This window comes from Bacteroides clarus, from assembly GCF_015555825.1.
GTDB lineage: Bacteria > Bacteroidota > Bacteroidia > Bacteroidales > Bacteroidaceae > Bacteroides > Bacteroides clarus.
Genome location: NZ_JADNLF010000006.1, coordinates 38453 through 55172 on the forward strand (window position 1 = coordinate 38453; position 16720 = coordinate 55172).

At 48.2% G+C, this 16720-nt stretch carries 14 protein-coding genes and 1 other RNA gene; 10 read left to right on the top strand and 5 right to left on the bottom strand.

Annotation, left to right across the window (positions count from 1 at the left end):
• The first annotated feature begins 70 nt into the window (after positions 1-70).
• Positions 71-467, top strand: a transfer-messenger RNA (tmRNA) gene (gene ssrA, locus I2F54_RS08165).
• 73 nt (positions 468-540) lie between these two features.
• Here ssrA and I2F54_RS08170 read toward each other — a convergent pair.
• The 3 genes from I2F54_RS08170 to I2F54_RS08180 all read right to left on the bottom strand — a co-directional run bounded on the left by I2F54_RS08170 (position 541) and on the right by I2F54_RS08180 (position 3905).
• Entirely contained in the window at positions 541-975 is a 435-nt protein-coding gene (locus I2F54_RS08170) for a Fur family transcriptional regulator (protein WP_022217742.1), read from the bottom strand.
• A 14-nt stretch (positions 976-989) separates the two neighbouring features.
• On the bottom strand, positions 990-2945 hold the full coding sequence (locus I2F54_RS08175) for a heavy metal translocating P-type ATPase (protein WP_195500936.1): 1956 nt from the start codon (positions 2943-2945) through the stop codon (positions 990-992).
• A gap of 78 nt (positions 2946-3023) precedes the next feature.
• Positions 3024-3905 (bottom strand): hypothetical protein, encoded by an 882-nt coding sequence (locus I2F54_RS08180; protein WP_022217740.1) that lies wholly within the window; start codon positions 3903-3905, stop codon positions 3024-3026.
• Positions 3906-4018: 113 nt separating this feature from the next.
• On the opposite strand from I2F54_RS08180, the gene I2F54_RS08185 reads away from it, so the two are divergent.
• From I2F54_RS08185 to I2F54_RS08220, 8 genes are all read left to right on the top strand, one after another.
• Complete coding sequence (locus I2F54_RS08185; RefSeq protein WP_195500937.1) at positions 4019-5494, top strand: DUF5690 family protein; 1476 nt, start codon at positions 4019-4021, stop codon at positions 5492-5494.
• 33 nt (positions 5495-5527) lie between these two features.
• Positions 5528-6325, top strand: a complete 798-nt coding sequence (phnX, locus tag I2F54_RS08190; RefSeq protein ID WP_009121278.1) for a phosphonoacetaldehyde hydrolase — start codon at positions 5528-5530, stop codon at positions 6323-6325.
• Entirely contained in the window at positions 6322-7410 is a 1089-nt protein-coding gene (locus I2F54_RS08195) for a 2-aminoethylphosphonate--pyruvate transaminase (protein ID WP_195500938.1), read from the top strand. Before phnX ends, I2F54_RS08195 begins: the two co-directional genes overlap by 4 nt.
• A 298-nt stretch (positions 7411-7708) precedes the next feature.
• Positions 7709-8737 carry a L,D-transpeptidase gene (locus tag I2F54_RS08200; protein ID WP_181993181.1) on the top strand — a complete coding sequence of 343 codons (1029 nt, stop codon included), beginning with the start codon at positions 7709-7711 and terminating at the stop codon, positions 8735-8737.
• Positions 8738-8823: 86 nt separating this feature from the next.
• Entirely contained in the window at positions 8824-9534 is a 711-nt protein-coding gene (locus I2F54_RS08205; RefSeq protein ID WP_039950465.1) for a murein L,D-transpeptidase catalytic domain family protein, read from the top strand.
• Between the two features lie 128 nt (positions 9535-9662).
• On the top strand, positions 9663-11009 hold the full coding sequence (locus I2F54_RS08210) for an MATE family efflux transporter (RefSeq protein ID WP_087413315.1): 1347 nt from the start codon (positions 9663-9665) through the stop codon (positions 11007-11009).
• A 30-nt stretch (positions 11010-11039) separates the two neighbouring features.
• On the top strand, positions 11040-12137 hold the full coding sequence (gene dinB / locus I2F54_RS08215; protein WP_195501028.1) for a DNA polymerase IV: 1098 nt from the start codon (positions 11040-11042) through the stop codon (positions 12135-12137).
• 49 nt (positions 12138-12186) lie between these two features.
• Positions 12187-12561, top strand: a complete 375-nt coding sequence (locus tag I2F54_RS08220; protein ID WP_009121285.1) for a YccF domain-containing protein — start codon at positions 12187-12189, stop codon at positions 12559-12561.
• A gap of 94 nt (positions 12562-12655) precedes the next feature.
• Here I2F54_RS08220 and I2F54_RS08225 read toward each other — a convergent pair whose 3' ends face one another.
• Positions 12656-12796, bottom strand: coding sequence for a hypothetical protein (locus tag I2F54_RS08225; protein WP_009121286.1), 141 nt, complete (start codon positions 12794-12796; stop codon positions 12656-12658).
• Between the two features lie 445 nt (positions 12797-13241).
• On the opposite strand from I2F54_RS08225, the gene I2F54_RS08230 reads away from it, so the two are divergent.
• Entirely contained in the window at positions 13242-15923 is a 2682-nt protein-coding gene (locus tag I2F54_RS08230) for a transglutaminase domain-containing protein (protein ID WP_195500939.1), read from the top strand.
• A 13-nt stretch (positions 15924-15936) separates the two neighbouring features.
• On the opposite strand, the gene I2F54_RS08235 is transcribed toward I2F54_RS08230, so the two are convergent.
• The gene (locus tag I2F54_RS08235) at positions 15937-16692 is read right to left on the bottom strand and encodes a copper homeostasis protein CutC (RefSeq protein ID WP_118468953.1); all 756 of its coding nucleotides are present in this window, start codon (positions 16690-16692) and stop codon (positions 15937-15939) included.
• Positions 16693-16720: the final 28 nt, after the last annotated feature.

The following is a 16720-nucleotide window of genomic DNA, read 5'->3' on the forward strand; positions in this document are numbered from 1 at the left end:
ATAAGAATCATAATAAGGAAAATAATTTGTATCTTTGCGCCCACATAACTTCTGCAAGTTATGAATATCCGGGGTTGACTGGATTTGACAGCGGGCAGAAATGGTAAGTAAGCATGCAGTGCGTCGTTGATTTGCACTTAAATCTCAGTCTTCAAAATTTTATCTGGCGAAAGACAATTTGCTCTTGCTGCTTAATCGAAGTATAGTAGATTAGCTTAATCCCGATACAAGGTGTCGGGACGGGACATCACTCGGAAGCTGTTGCTCCGAAGCATTCCGGTCAAGTGGTGCAGTCAAATCGGGGATAGTTCGTGTCGGCCTCGCGGCATGGATGAAACTTTAGAGGATAAGGTAACGGTTGATGGCTTTGGTTCTGCCGTTGCACGAAAACTTAGGCAAAGATAAGCATGTAGAAAGCTTATGATTTCCTCGTTTGGACGAGGGTTCGATTCCCTCCAGCTCCACTTTTGATGTTGAAAGACAGGAGATTGGAATAACGACTCCCCCAATTAGTCTCATAAAACTAATTGGGGGAGTTCTTTATTCTTTGGGAGTTGCCTTTGCCGCGCATTCCGGGCAAAGCCCTTTCAATACATAGTTGATACTGCTCAGCGTAAATCCTTCCGGCACCTGTACTACCGGCGTAGGGATATTCTGGAAGCAGAATGTTTTGTTGCATTCTTCGCAATGAAAATGAGTGTGCAAATCATTGACTTCGCAAGAACAGCCGGCGCTGCATACCGCATATTTAAACGACCCCGACCCGTCGTCAATGCTGTGTATCAGGTGATGAGAAAGGAAAAGAGTGATGGTGCGGAAGATAGAAGATTTATCAACCGTATCCAGCATATTTTCCAAATCGAGCAAAGAGACGGAGCGGCCTGCCTTTAGCATGGCCTGCAACACTAATATGCGTATGGCGGTAGGTTGTATCTCTCTCTTTTCCAACAGGTCTAAATAATCCTTTTCTTTCATAAGATTCTGCCTTTCTATTTTATCAGTTTCTGTATGCGGATAGCGTTTACTATAGCGATAAGAGCCACGCCGACATCTGCAAAAACGGCTTCCCACAGTGTAGCCAATCCGCCGGCACCTAAAATCAGTACTAACAGTTTAACCCCGAAAGCCAGCGAAATGTTCTGCCAGACAATCCGGCGCGTCTGCTTACCGGCACGAATCGCAGTAGTTACTTTGGAGGGCTGGTCGGTCTGGATTACGACATCGGCCGTTTCAATGGCGGCGTCGCTGCCCAATCCGCCCATTGCGATTCCCACATGGCTGAGGGCGAGGACGGGAGCGTCATTGATGCCGTCGCCTACAAAAGCTATCCGATTGCCTGCATTCTGCCGAAGTTCCTCTATGTGCTCCACTTTGCCGTCGGGCAGTAAGTCGCCATAAGCCTGTGTTACTCCCAGCTTTTCTGCAAAGTTAGTGACAATCGCTTGTTTATCTCCCGATAATATCTGAATATTATTGATATTTAAAGCTTTCAAATCCTCTATGGCTTTGCGGGCGTCTTCTTTCAGCGTATCGGATAACAGCAGGTAACCCGCATAGGCAGAATCGATGGCGCAGACTACCACCGTATCGGCAATCTTGGATAATTCCTGCGGATATTCCACGTTATATTTGGATAATAGGCGGGCGTTACCTACCAGTATGCGCTGTCCGTCTATCTTTGTTTCAAGACCGTGACCTGCAATTTCCGTGACTTCCGCAGTGGGAACAAAGGATATCCGCCTTTGCTCCGCGTAGCCGGTAATAGCCTTGGCTATGGGGTGTGTGCTGTTGCGCTCCGCGGAAGCGATGATTTGTATCAGCTTTTCTTCGGATACGCCGTGTTGTGTACGGCAGGACTGTACTTCAAACGTTCCTTTGGTCAGTGTGCCCGTCTTGTCGAAGACTACCGTATTGACTTTGGTAATGGCATCCAGGTAATTACCGCCTTTGAACAATACACCCAAGCGGGATGCGGCGCCGATACCGCCGAAGTATCCCAAAGGAATGCTGACTACCAGAGCGCAAGGACATGAAATGACCAGAAATACAAGTGCCCGGTACAGCCAGTCGTCAAAGGTGAATATGAACTGCGTGTTTGCCAATGAATAGAGGAAAGGCAGCAGTACTATCAACACCGCCAGCCCGGTTACAATCGGTGTATAGATGCGGGCGAACCTGCGTATGAACAGCTCGGCGGGCGCTTTGCGTTCGGACGCGTTCTGCACCAGCTCCAGTATGCGCGACAAAGCGCTCTTCTCAAAGGACTTTGTCACTTCCACCCTGATAACCTTATCTGTGGCAATCATTCCGGCAAGTACTTCTTCGCCTTTTCGTATCGTGCGGGGCACGCTTTCGCCCGTAAGGGCGGAGGTGTTGAATGCGGCCGATTCGCCCAGCATTGTTCCGTCCAGCGGAACACGTTCCCCGGGTTTCACTTCGATAATGTCACCCACCTGTACATTGCGGGGAGATTCGGTAACGGCCTCATTATCCCTGATAACCGTAGCCTTTTCCGGGCGTACATCAAGCAATGCGCTGATATTCCGCTTGGCTCTGCTTACCGCTTTGTCCTGAAATAATTCCCCCAATGAATAGAACAGCATTACTGCCACGCCTTCCGGGTATTCCTTAATATAGAAAGCCCCTAACGTAGCGATAGACATCAGTGTAAATTCACTGAAAACATCTTTCCGCAGAATACTTTCCCATGCCTCTTTCAGTACGGGTAACCCTACGGGCAGATATGCCAGCAGATACCAGACAAGTACGACGGTATCGTCCGAGAAGAAGCTTATATTCATCGCTTTCATGGCTATTCCGCCAAAGAGCAGAAGGGCTGAAAGCAGGATTCTCCGATACTCCTTTAAGAAACCGGTATTTCCCGGTGTATTCTTCGGCTGTGCATTGTCATGCGCACAGCAACATGTACAACTATGATGTCCCATATTATCTTTATTTTTGATGCAAAGATAGGCAATGGGAAATGCAACCAAGTTGCAAAGTTACGTTACTCTGGATAATATTCAGATTTCAAGCATTTTCTTTTCTCTTTCCAAATCCTTTTCATTGAGAAGGGGAGAGGGGACAGAGCAGGTTTTGATATAATCGCCCGGTTGGCAGGTATAATTATAATAAGGTATTTGCTCTTCCGTCAGTTCTTCTTTAGGGATGATAGCGCCCTTCAGCTCCAGAAAGTCATCCATGTTGGTGCTGTCCGAGTATTTGATGAAGATGATTCTTCGGGCTATCGGGTTGCGGTTATAATCCAGACAGAGGTAGAGGCCTTTGAGCATGTGCGGGAAATCGTACATGGGCAGTTGCAGATAGATTGTGAATAAGGCCATTTGCGGAGATTCCCGTTCGTTGAACATAATGTAGGAATTCTGATGATTGCTGAAGATACCTGTGCCGAAGTGGGTAGTGTTGTAGGCGCTCATGTGTATGACCTTGACATAATCGTTGTTTTCGGATGTCGTGATAAGGTAAGGCTCCACTTTCAGGGCGTTGGTTGAGGAAGAAAGGCTGTAACTGATGTATATGCCGCTATAATTGTACGCGTCTTGCACCGAGCGGAGCATTTCTTCCGATATCATGTCCAGAAAGGGATTCTCTTTCTGTCCGGTGGCAGCGGCGGGTTCCAGTTCGTACAGTCGCTCTTTTAATTCTTTCAGATTACCGAGAAGGCGTTTTTTCGATACATTGTTCACTTGCGACAGCGCGTAGTCCAGTGCTTCTTCTTCATTATTACCTTTTTTAATGCACCCGATATAGGTGGGCAATACGCTTGAGTAGAGCGAGGACAATACGCTTGCCGCCATATTGGTATGGTCGGCTATCTCTTTCATCTTTACACCTTTGTTGCGCAGGTACTCAATGCGTTTGTATATTTCCGGCAGTTCGTTCATATCGTTGCGGGTTACTGGCTGTTTACTTAAAATGTCTGCAAAGAAAATCACGTGGTGTTATGCTTTCATTACATTAATATTGCATTAATGTTACATTATAAAATGCTGGTTTCATGAATATTATTAATAATGGAAATTCATTTTTGCTGTTGAAAAGCTGCCTTACATTTGCTGCCGGAATCAAAAACAAGATAGATATTATGAATACGATAACCGGTAAAAAAGAAGCCGTTGTTTCCAACAAGAAATTGTCTGATGCCCTGTTTATTCTTTGGGCGGGCGGGGCGGCACTGCTTTCTTATTCTTTGGTATATGCATTGCGCAAGCCGTTTACCGCCGCAACTTTCGACGGACTCGACTTTTTCGGAATGGACTATAAGACTGCGACCAGTATTATACAGATATCCGGTTATTTTATTTCCAAACTGATAGGTATCAAAGTGATTTCTGAGCTGAAGAAAGAAAACCGGCTGAAGTTTATTATCCTTTCGGTCGCGGTCGCCGAACTGTTTCTCGTTCTTTTCGGAGCGCTTCCGCAGCCTTTCAATGTATTCGCCCTGTTCTTCAACGGGCTTTCTTTGGGATGCATGTGGGGAGTGATTTTCAGTTTTCTGGAAGGGAGGCGGGTAACGGATTTGCTGGCCAGCCTTATGGGACTGAGCATCGCTATCAGCTCGGGCACCGCAAAGTCGACCGGACTTTTTGTGATGGATAACTTGCATATCAGTGAATTCTGGATGCCTGCTTTTATCGGAGCGTTCGCTTTTCCGCTTTTATCCTTTTTGGGGTGGCTGATGACGCGGATGCCCCAGCCTACGCAGGCTGACAAGGAACTGCGCACGGAAAGGGTTACGTTGGACAGCAAAGCCCGCCTGAATCTGTTCAAGAGCTTTATGCCTGTACTGATAATGCTGTTCTTCGCCAACCTGTTCATTACGGTATTGCAGGACATCAAAGAGGATTTTCTGGTGAAGATACTCGATATCAATGCTGCGGGACTTTCTTCGTGGGCGTTTGCCCGGGTAGACGCGACGGTTACATTAATCATTCTGTGCATGTTCGGGCTGATGTCAATGGTAAGGAGCAACATAAAGGTACTGTGCCTGCTGTTAGGACTGGTTACTTGCGGCACGGCCGCGTTAAGTTTCATGGCTTTCAATTATTCGGCTTTGCGGTTGCCGCCTATGATGTGGCTGTTTCTCCAAAGCTTGTCGCTCTACACAGTCTACCTTAGTTTCCAGACACTCTTTTTCGAGCGCTTCATCGCTTGCTTCAAGATAAAAGGGAATGTGGGCTTTTTCATTATTACACTGGATTTCATTGGTTATACGGGTACGGTGGTGGTACTGGTATTCAAGGAATTCTTTAATCCTGCCGTCAACTGGCTGGACTTTTACAATCTGATGTCCGGTTATGTAGGTATAGTGTGCAGCGTTGCGTTTGTCGGTTCGGCAATTTATCTGGTACAGCGTTATCGCCGTGAGAAATATGCGGAAACTTCCGGCGAGGAATTCGATACACCTCATCCGGCGGGTGGTTTATCCGGTAAGCGTGTTTCATTGGAACTTCTTCCGGATATGGCAAAATAAGCAGACAGGAAAAATAACAGTAAGATATAAATTATGAAGAAAATTGAATGTATTATCATGGATTGGGCAGGCACGGCAGTCGATTACGGCTGTTTCGCTCCGGTCGCCGCTTTCATTGAGAGTTTTAATGTGATAGGCACTCCGGTAACGGCTGCTGAGACACGTGCCCACATGGGGCTGACCAAAGTAGAGGAAATACGCGCTTTGTTCCATATTGACCGCGTAAGAAACGAGTTTGAAAAGAAATACGGCCGCCCGTATACCGAGGAAGATATATTGGCGCGCTATGCGGATTTTCAGCGTGTGTTGTTTGCATCCCTGGAAGACTATACGACACCCGTTCCCGGTGTGGTCGAAACAATATCGGGATTGCGTGCGCAAGGGATTAAGATAGGCTCTACTACCGGTTATAACCGTGCAATGATGGATGTCGTATTGCCTGCCGCCGCAGCCCGCGGATATGTGGTTGACAATTGTGTCACTCCCGACGGACTGCCTGCCGGGCGTCCCGCTCCTTATATGATTTATAAGAACATGACGGAGCTTGCCGTGCCTTCGGCAGACTGTGTAGTGAAAGTAGGCGATACGATTGCCGACATCAAAGAGGGAGTGAATGCCAAAGTCTGGACGGTAGGCGTCATACTTGGCAGCAACGAACTGGGGCTGACCCTGGAAGAAGTGAATGCTTTGCCCGCCGCCGAATTGACAATCCGCAAGCAGGATGTCCGCCGCCGTATGCTGGCCGCCGGAGCCCATTATGTAATAGACTCCGTTGAAGAACTTCCTGCCGTGATAGATGATATTAATAACTTTAAAATACCAAGAATATGAAACCTTACATTTTATTGACCCCCGGACCTCTCACTACTTCCGAAACCGTAAAAGAAGCCATGCTCACCGATTGGTGTACATGGGATGCGGATTATAACGTGCATATCGTGGAAGAAATCCGCAAATCCCTCGTTGCGCTTGCCACAAAGCAGACTGATGAATATACTTCCATTCTTTTGCAAGGCAGCGGAACCTATTGTGTGGAAGCCGTTATCGGAAGTACTGTTAAGCCGGGTGACAAGCTTCTTATTTTAAGTAACGGAGCCTACGGTGACCGTATGGGAAATATAGCCGAATATCACGGCATCGACTACGATATGCTGGCCTTTGATGAGACGGAGCAGGTATCTGTCGACTATGTGGATGATTATTTGGCGCATAATGCGGAGATTACGCATGTGTCGGTAGTGCATTGTGAAACCACTACCGGGGTGCTGAATCCGTTGAAGGAGATTGCCCATATTGTAAAGATGCACGGCAAGAAACTGATTGTAGATGCCATGAGCAGCTTTGGCGGCGTACCTTTGGATGTGCAGGAGCTGGGTATCGATTTCCTTATCAGCAGTTCCAATAAGTGTATTCAGGGAGTACCGGGCTTCGGCTTTATTATTGCCCGCAAGTCGGAGTTGGCGCACTGTAAAGGCGTTTCCAAATCTCTGTCGCTCGATATTTACGATCAGTGGGAAACAATGGAAAAAGGTCATGGAAAGTGGCGCTTTACATCGCCTACCCATGTGGTGAGAGCTTTTAAACAGGCCATGGATGAATTGCTGGAAGAGGGCGGGGTAGAGGCACGCCACGAAAGATATTGTGCGAATCATGACGTACTGGTAAAAGGAATGCGCTCACTCGGCTTCAAGACTTTGCTTCCTGATGAAATACAGTCTCCGGTTATTACCTCTTTCCTCTATCCGAATGCGGACTTCGATTTCACATCGTTTTATGCGCAGCTCAAGGAAAGGGGCTTTGTGATTTATCCGGGCAAGATTTCCCAGGCGGACACGTTCCGTATCGGTAATATCGGTGATGTGTATCCGGAAGACTTCGGCAAGCTGATTGAGGTAATCAAAGAATGTAAGTATTAATGAGCGTTTCGGGCAAACTGCGGTTTCCCGGTCGCATACCGAGATACTCCGGGGCATATCCTCGGGGTATCTCGGTCGTATTCACAGGGTATCTCGGCTGTACCTTCAGGGTGTCTCAGCCGTACCTTCAGGGTACCTCGGTCATATACTTAGGTATCCCCCTGCCTGAAATGCGCTGTGGGGCACAACAATTATCGGGGGAAAATCGTTGTAGACGTAAGAAAAAATTATATCTTTGTTCGTAGAGTCAGGTATTCATGAAGATTCTGAACCCGATTACGAACTTAAATTCATCTTTATGAAACGATTCTTCCTCTTTGCCGCTGTGGCTGCATACATGGTGCTTGCAGGATGTAACGGGCGTCAAGACCACGCTTCATCTCCTGTCGCGCGGGTATCGGAACCTGCCGATACCGTTGTGCCTGTGGTGGAAACGCCTTTCAGGGAGAAGTTGCTGACGGCAGCCGATATCACGCTGACCAAAGACTTGCTTTACGATACGTATACGTTGGAAGATACCTATCCGTACAAGGATACCGTGCGTTCGTTCAAATGGGATGTAATCCGTAATTGTCTGGCTTATATAGAGAACATGCAACGGGACGGCGTGAAGTGGGCGGTATTGCAGAATTATAAGAATCTGAATCGGGAAGCCCCTTTAGTCCGCAAGTTTGTGCGTAATGCCTATCGCCGCGTGGCGGACACACTCGGAGTGGAGCGTTATCAGTCCGTTCCCTTGTATCTGCCGGGAGATACGTTGGTCCCCGAACGCTATGGCAGGGATGGGACATTGGCTTATCTGCTGGGTACGGAAGGCGGTTTCGACCGTATTCTTCCTATTACGCTGGAAGATGAATGGCTGGTACCTCATCGTTATCTGAGAGAGCTGGCGGACAGTACCGTCTTTCATCATGTCATTTTCGTAGACCGGCTTGACCAGAATATCGCCACGCTGGAGCGCATGGATAAAGGCGAATGGAAAATCCGCAGCATGAATCCTGCCACCACGGGACGGCATGCGCCGCCCTATGCGCAGGAAACGCCGCTGGGGATGTATTTGCTTCAGCAAAAAAAGTCGCGTATGGTTTTTCTGAAAGACGGCTCTACGGCAACGGGCGGGTATGCACCCTATGCCAGCCGCTTTACCAACGGTGCCTATATTCATGGAGTACCGGTGAATGTGCCGCGTACGGCGATGATTGAGTATAGCTGGTCGTTGGGCACTACGCCGCGTTCGCATATGTGCGTGCGCAATGCTACTTCACATGCAAAGTTTGTGTTTGACTGGGCGCCGGCGGAACGATCTTTAGTGGTTGTTATCGAATAATACCTTTCTTTTTAACTATCTGTGTGATAGGTGTATGGACGGAAAGTGCTAACTTTGCCGCCGATATTTTCTCAGGTCGGATATTTATGTTGCGAGTTTGCTTGTCTTTTTTATTCCTGTTTTTTCCTTGTTTCCTGTTTTTGGGAAGCAAGCCTGCCACGGGTGTGCCGGATAAGCCTGATGTTGCGCCGGCGGTGGAATCGGCGGCATGCGCAGAGCTGTACCGTTCCATGCAACTGGAAGGAGTGGTGAGTTGGAACGCTTTCCGTCAGGCGGTAACGGGGTATCATAAAATAGCAGGCCGTAAACGGGATGTGCTCACTCTGATTGATTTCTCCCGTCCCTCTACCGAGCAACGTCTGTTTGTATTCGATATGGGGCGGCGGAAGCTGCTTTTTTCCTCGGTCGTTGCGCATGGCAAAAACAGCGGTGACAAGTATGCTACCTCATTCTCCAACGAATACGGTTCTTACAAAAGCTCCTTGGGCTTCTACCTGACGGAGACGACCTATCAGGGCAGGAACGGATATTCCCTTATCCTGAACGGGTTGGAAAAGGGTATCAACGACCGTGCCCGTGAGCGCGCCATTGTGATGCACGGGGCTGCCTATGCCGATCCTTCGGTGGCAAGCAGGGGAGGACGTTTGGGACGGAGTTTCGGCTGTCCGGCTGTCCCGCAAAAACTCAGCCGTCCTATCATTGACGCCATTAAAGGAGGGAGCGTGATGTATATCTACGCCGGGGCTCCCGACTATCTGGCTCATAGCTCCGTACTGAAGAAAACGACCGGCTTGTAAGCGACTGTTTTCTGTCTGAATAAACATGTCGAATCACTCTCCGGATTTTCCGCATCTTTTGATATGCATCAATTTCCGCCAGCATTTCTTTTACTAATTTTGCACCGACTTTCGGGGGATTAGATTGTATGGCGACATCAAGAGAAATGACGGAAGGACGGGCTCTTCCGCTGATATTCAATTTCACTTTGCCTTTATTGCTGGGTAATTTGCTGCAACAGACCTATTCTTTGGTGGATGCTGCGATTGTCGGTAAGTTTTTGGGGATAAATGCGCTGGCTTCTGTCGGGGCGAGTACATCGGTCATATTCCTGATACTCGGTTTTTGCAACGGATGTTGCGGCGGGTTCGGCATTCCGGTGGCGCAGAAGTTCGGGGCGAGGGATTATGTAACGATGCGCCGTTATGTGGCGGTCAGTCTGCAATTGGCCGTGGTAATGTCGGTGGTGCTTGCCGTGGTCACAAGCGTTTATTGTGCGGATATTCTGCGCATGATGCGTACACCGGAAAATATCTTTACCGGAGCTTATTATTATCTGCTTGTCACTTTTATAGGTGTTCCCTGTACTTTCTTCTATAATTTGTTGTCCAGCATTATACGTGCTTTGGGGGATAGCAAGACGCCGTTTTGGTTTCTGCTTTTTTCCACCGTCCTGAATATTCTGCTCGACTTGTTTTGTATCCTTGTTTTGGACTGGGGCGTGGCGGGAGCGGCGATCGCTACGGTCTTTTCCCAGGGAGTTTCGGCGGCGCTGTGTTACATCTATATGATGAAGCGTTTTGAAATTCTGAGAACTACTCCTGCCGAACGTAAATTCGACGGCGCGCTGGCGCGTACGCTGATGTATATCGGAGTGCCTATGGGGTTGCAGTTTTCCATCACCGCTATCGGCAGTATCATGCTGCAGAGCGCCAACAACGCGTTGGGTACGGCGTGTGTAGCGGCTTTTACGGCTGCCATGCGTATCAAGATGTTCTTTATGTGTCCCTTCGAAAGCCTGGGTATGGCGATGGCCACTTATAGCGGACAGAACTACGGTGCGGGCAAGCCCGAACGTATATGGCAGGGTGTCAAGGCAAGCGCTCTGATGATGATTGTCTACTGGGCGTTCACTTTCGTGGTGCTGATGCTCGGAGCCGGAACGTTCGCTCTGCTGTTTGTAGAGGCTTCGGAAGTGGAAATACTGAGAGATGCGGAACTTTTCCTGCATATATCTGTCTCTTTCTTCCCGATACTGGGGTTGCTTTGTATCCTGCGCTACACGATTCAAGGAGCGGGCTACACCAATCTGGCTATGCTTTCGGGCGTTTCCGAAATGATAGCCCGTATTCTGGTCAGCTTGCTGGCGGTTCCGGCATTCGGCTACATCGCCGTTTGCTTCGGTGACCCGACCGCTTGGATTTTCGCGGATTTGTTCCTCATTCCCGCTTTTATTTATGTCTACCGACGTATACTTCGGATGAACAAAAAATAGTGTATCTTTGTACCGGTAGTTGGTACGATGATGGCCGAACGGAAGATTATACATATCGATATGGACGCTTTTTACGCATCTGTGGAACAGCGCGATAATCCGGAACTGCGTGGCAAGCCTGTGGCAGTGGGGCATGCCGAGGAACGGGGCGTGGTGGCTGCCGCCAGCTATGAAGCCCGCCGGTTCGGGGTGCGTTCGGCCATGTCGTCACAGAAAGCGAAGCGGTTGTGTCCGCAGCTTATTTTCATTCCGGGGCGCATGGATATGTATAAATCGGTATCCCGCCGGATACATGAGATTTTCCATGAGTATACGGATATCATAGAGCCTATCTCTTTGGATGAGGCTTTTCTGGATGTGACGGAAAACAAGTCGGGTATGCCCCTGGCTGTGGATATAGCCAAAGAAATAAAACGGAAAGTACGTGAAAGGCTGAGCTTGGTGGCGTCTGCGGGAGTTTCCTATAATAAATTCCTTGCCAAAATAGCATCCGATTACCGTAAGCCGGATGGCTTGTGCACCATTCATCCCGACCAGGCGTTGGGGTTTATAGCACGTTTGCCGATAGAAAGTTTCTGGGGAGTAGGACCGGTGACGGCAAGGAAAATGCATGCTTTGGGGATACACAATGGAGAACAGCTGCGCGCCTGTTCGCAAGCAATGCTGCTGCGCGAGTTCGGGAAAGTAGGAAGTATCTATTATGATTTTGCCCGTGGGATAGACCTTCGTCCGGTAGAGGCGGTACGCGTTCGCAAGTCCATCGGGTGCGAACATACTTTGGAAAAAGATATCAACCGGCAGGCGTCGGTGATTATCGAATTGTATCATACCGCGGTGGAACTGGCAGGCCGTTTGGAACATAAGAACTTCCGGGGGAATACATTGACGCTGAAAATCAAGTTTCATGACTTCAGCCAAATCACCCGCAGCATCACGCAGTCCAAAGAGTTGACTGCCCTTGATGTGATTCTGCCTTTGGCAAAGCAACTTTTGAAAGAAGTCGATTACGAACATCATCCCATCCGCCTGATAGGGCTTTCCGTTTCCAATCCTCGTGAAGAAAGTGATGAAAAAGGTGTCTGGGAGCAGCTGAGTTTTGAATTTAGTGACTGGGAATCCAATGAATAAGGAAGAAAGAATATTATCTTTGCAATGTCGAACATAAAAACGTAATATAATGGGATGTCTGATGAATATTTTGTGGCTGGTATTCGGCGGTATTTTTACCGCGGTGGAGTATATGATAGCCAGTCTGTTAATGATGATTACAATCGTCGGTATTCCTTTCGGCATGCAGACAATGAAAATGGCAGGCCTTGCTTTGTGGCCTTTCGGCAAGGATGTGCGTAGCGGAGTACGCTCCGGCGGGTGTCTGTATATACTGATGAATGTGCTGTGGATTTTTCTGGGTGGAATATGGATTTGCCTTTCACATTTGGGGTTTGGCATATTGCTGTGCATCACTGTCATAGGCATTCCTTTCGGTATGCAGCATTTCAAACTTGCCGCTTTGGCATTGGCTCCTTTTGGAAAAGATATTGTGGAGGCGTAAGCATGCTGTCTTGCATAGGCAGAAGACCGATAAAAGAAGAGGGCGGGAAACTGAAAAATTTCCCGCCCTCGTTCATTTTATTTAAAGGTGTGATTTACATGGTCATGGTGGCTTGCTTTGCCAGCAGTTTTTGTAGTTTGCCGTTTAAGGTTTGGCACATAGCTCCGTTACCCATTGCTTGATAGCGTTTGATACGGTACTGTAACATAAAAATTTCATTTGCATTCTTTTTCATAATCGTCTTCTTTTTTGCCTTCCGCGTTTCGGAAAGCGATTAAACATCTTTTATTGTTTTCTCTCTTATTAACGCTGCAAAGATACAAAATGTTCGCGAGAAGTATGTTTTATAACATAGAAATTTGCGTCTACCCTTTCATTTTCTTAAAAAACACATCGTTTTGCTATCCGGGTATTACAAATATATGGCAGAACGTGCGGTTGGTACGTGATCGGAAAGAGGCGACAGGGATGAGTCCCTCCCTTTACGGGAACATATCTTCGGAGGATAAGGGGATTTCTTCGGAGGGAAACGATATCTCCCCGGAGCGTTCGGTTTCTCCGGCAATACGAAGGATGGTTTAGAGAAGATGCCGCCTCGATAATACATTCGGGATAAATAAATTTTCTTTTGCACGTGATTTATGTTACTTTTGCAGCTCAACCTTAATGATATGTACCTTATGAAACGTACCACTTTTCTTTCCGGAATAATCGGCTTGCTGTGTTTGCTGGCTGCTTGCGGCGATTCTCATTTCATGACGGATGCCGCTTATCGCTCGCGTGTGGAGCAAGATTTTCAAAAGAAAAAGACTTTGATGCCGCAAGGAGACTTGTTTACCATATTCGATGCTTCTCTCACTGCTTACGAGCGTGAGGCTTTGGAGTTTCTTTATGCTTATATGCCCTTGGCGGATATTGCGGATTACCCCGGAGAGTTTCACTTGATGAATGTGCGTGCTTCTCGGCGGGCTGCCGATGAAATGCCTTGGGGAAAGATTATCCCTGAAGATGTATTCAGGCATTTTGTTCTTCCGGTGAGGGTGAATAATGAGCATTTGGACAGCGCCCGCGTCGTATTCTATAAGGAGCTGAAAGACCGGGTGAAATCTCTTTCTTTGCGGGATGCCATTTTGGAAGTGAACCACTGGTGCCATGAGAAAGCCATTTATATGCCTTCCGATGCGCGTACGAGTTCGCCTCTGGCAACGGTACGTACGGCTTACGGCCGTTGCGGGGAGGAATCAACATTTTTGGTTGCCGCACTCCGTTCGGTAGGTATTCCGGCACGTCAGGTATATACGCCCCGTTGGGCTCATACCGATGATAATCATGCGTGGGTGGAGGCATGGGCAGACGGTAAATGGTATTTCTTGGGAGCTTGCGAGCCCGAACCGGTTCTTAATCTCGGGTGGTTCAATGCGCCTGCCAGTCGGGGGATGCTGATGCATACAAAAGTTTTTGGACGCTATGAGGGGAAGGAAGAGATAATGTCCGTTACTCCCACTTACACCGAAATCAATGTGATTGACAATTATGCACCTGCTGCAAAAGCTTCCGTAACCGTTGTGAATGCGGACGGTACGCCCGTGGATAGCGCCTGTGTGGAATTCAAACTTTACAATTATGCGGAATTCTATACGGTGGCTACCAAATATACCTCTGCCGGCGGCACTTGCGGATTGACCGCAGGAAAGGGAGATATGTTGGTGTGGGCATCGAAGGACGGATGCTTCGGTTTTGCCAAACTCTCTTTCGGCAGGCAATCGGAACTGACGGTGAAACTTGATAAAAAGAAGGGCGATGCTTTTGCCGTGGATATAGATATCGTACCGCCACCGGAAACAGCCAATCTGCCCGAAGTGACACCGGAGCAACGCGCTGGGAATGATTGGCGGCTGGCGCAGGAAGATTCTATCCGTAATGCCTATACGGCGACATTTATGACCGAGGATTCGGCGCGCGCCTTTGCCTGTAAGTATAAGCTGGATGAGGAAGCCGTCGCGAAGATATTGGTTGCTTCCCGCGGCAATCATAAGGTAATTTGTGACTTTATGACCCGTTTGCGCTCTGATAAGTCAAAGAAAGGTGGCATCGACCTCTTGCAACGGATTTCGGCTAAAGACCTTCGGGATGTCGGTCTGGAAGTACTGATAGACCATATGCTCTCCAGCGTGCGTACCGATGCGGAGACTTTCCGTAACTATGTACGTAACCCGCGTGTAAGTAACGAAATGCTGACTCCCTACAAAGGTTTCTTCAAGAAAGTCGTTTCAAAAGCAGATATGGAAGCCTATGCGGCACTGCCGATGAAATTGGTGAAGTGGGTGGCGGAAAACATCCATGTGGATAAGAATTGTAATTTAGGCGGCGACCCTGTTTCTCCCGAAGGCGTGTGGAGAGCGCGGTTGGCGGATGCGCATAGCCGGGATATCTTCTTTGTATCCATGGCGCGTAGCATGGGTATACCTGCACGTATAGACGAGGTGACGGGCAAGGTACAGCTGATAAGGGCGGAAGGCGCAACAGATGTCAATTTGGACCGCAATCCGCAAGACCTTGTATCTATGGAGGAAACTATTCCTCTGAAGGGTAAGCTTGTCGCTGAATATCCGCCTATCAAGTCTTTGGACGATCCCAAATATTATTCTCATTTCACCCTTTCCAAAGTAACTCCGCAGGGGAAGTTGCGGTTGTTGGCTTACGATGAAGGTGACCTTGATATGGGCGGCGGCACTACTTGGAGCAGCCTGTTGAGGAAAGGGACATCGTTGGATAGCGGAGATTACCTTTTAGTGATCGGAACCCGTTTGGCAAAAGGCGGCGTGCTTTCCCGTATCACGGAATTCAGTATCAAACCCGGGCAGACGACTCATCTCGAGTTGGCGGTACGTGAAAGTAAGGATGAAGTGCAGGTAATAGGTAATTTCAATTCGGAGTCTCCCTTTACTCCGCTGCAAGCGGCCGGTTCCAAGCAAAGCCTGTTGGAAGCCTGCGGACGGGGGTACTTTGTTGTCGGAATCTTGGGAGTTAACCAGGAACCTACCAACCATGCGTTGCGTGATATAGCCGCTTGCAAAACAGATTTGGAAAAGTGGGGACGGAAGATGGTATTGCTTTTCCCGAATGAGGCGCAGTCCGGGAAATTCGTTCAAGAATCTTTTCCCGATTTACCTTCTACCGTTATCTATGGTATAGATACGGACGGTATTCAATCTCAGATTGCGGAGACGATGAAGTTAAGACATAAAGAAACCTTACCTGTATTTATCATTGTGGATACATTTAACAGGGTAGTCTTTATCTCGCAAGGTTATACAATAGGATTGGGCGAGCAGTTGACGAAAACGATTGGTAAGTTGTAAGTAGGTGAGGGATTTAACTCCCGGCTCTCAATTTTCCAATTGTTTTTTTCACCCGTTCTTTAGTTGTCACGTTGCGTTCAAATTCATTGATTTGTACGGTTGCGCCCATCGGCACCCGTTCTTTGCGGTATTGCATACGGCTTGCTACTGTTTCTCTGGCCGAGAAATGAAACTCGTTGATACCTGTCTCTTGGGCTATACGTGCGATATTTGTTTCATTTACTCCACAACCGGCAAGCAAGGTGATACGTCCTGCCGCCTGCTGTTGCAGTTCTTTCAACAGGGGAATGCCCAGTTCGGCTGTGGCTTGCTGTCCCGAGGTCAGGATACGGTCGCATCCGAGACTGATAATGTCTTCCAGCGCTTTTTGCGGATTGCGGCAAACATCGAAAGCCCGGTGAAAAGTGACCGATATATCTTGAGCGGCTTCCATGAATTGCTTCATTAGCGGAATATCGATTTCTCCGTCATCCGTCAGACAGCCTAAAACAACACCGTCTGCTCCTAAGCGGCGGGCATTGTCTATGTCCTTTAGCATGATGCGTTGTTCGATAGGAGAGTATAGAAAATCACCGCCGCGCGGACGGATAATAACATGTAGTTTGGTTTTTTGCAGGACTTCTCTTGCAATGACAATATCACCGTACGAAGGGGTAGTTCCCCCTTCGGGTATTCCGGCGCACAGCTCTACCCGATCGGTTCCACCCGCTTGGGCGGCAATGCAGCTCTCTACCGAGTTTGCGCAAACCTCAAATAAATATTCCTTCATGGCTTTTATCTCTTTTTATAGTCACAAA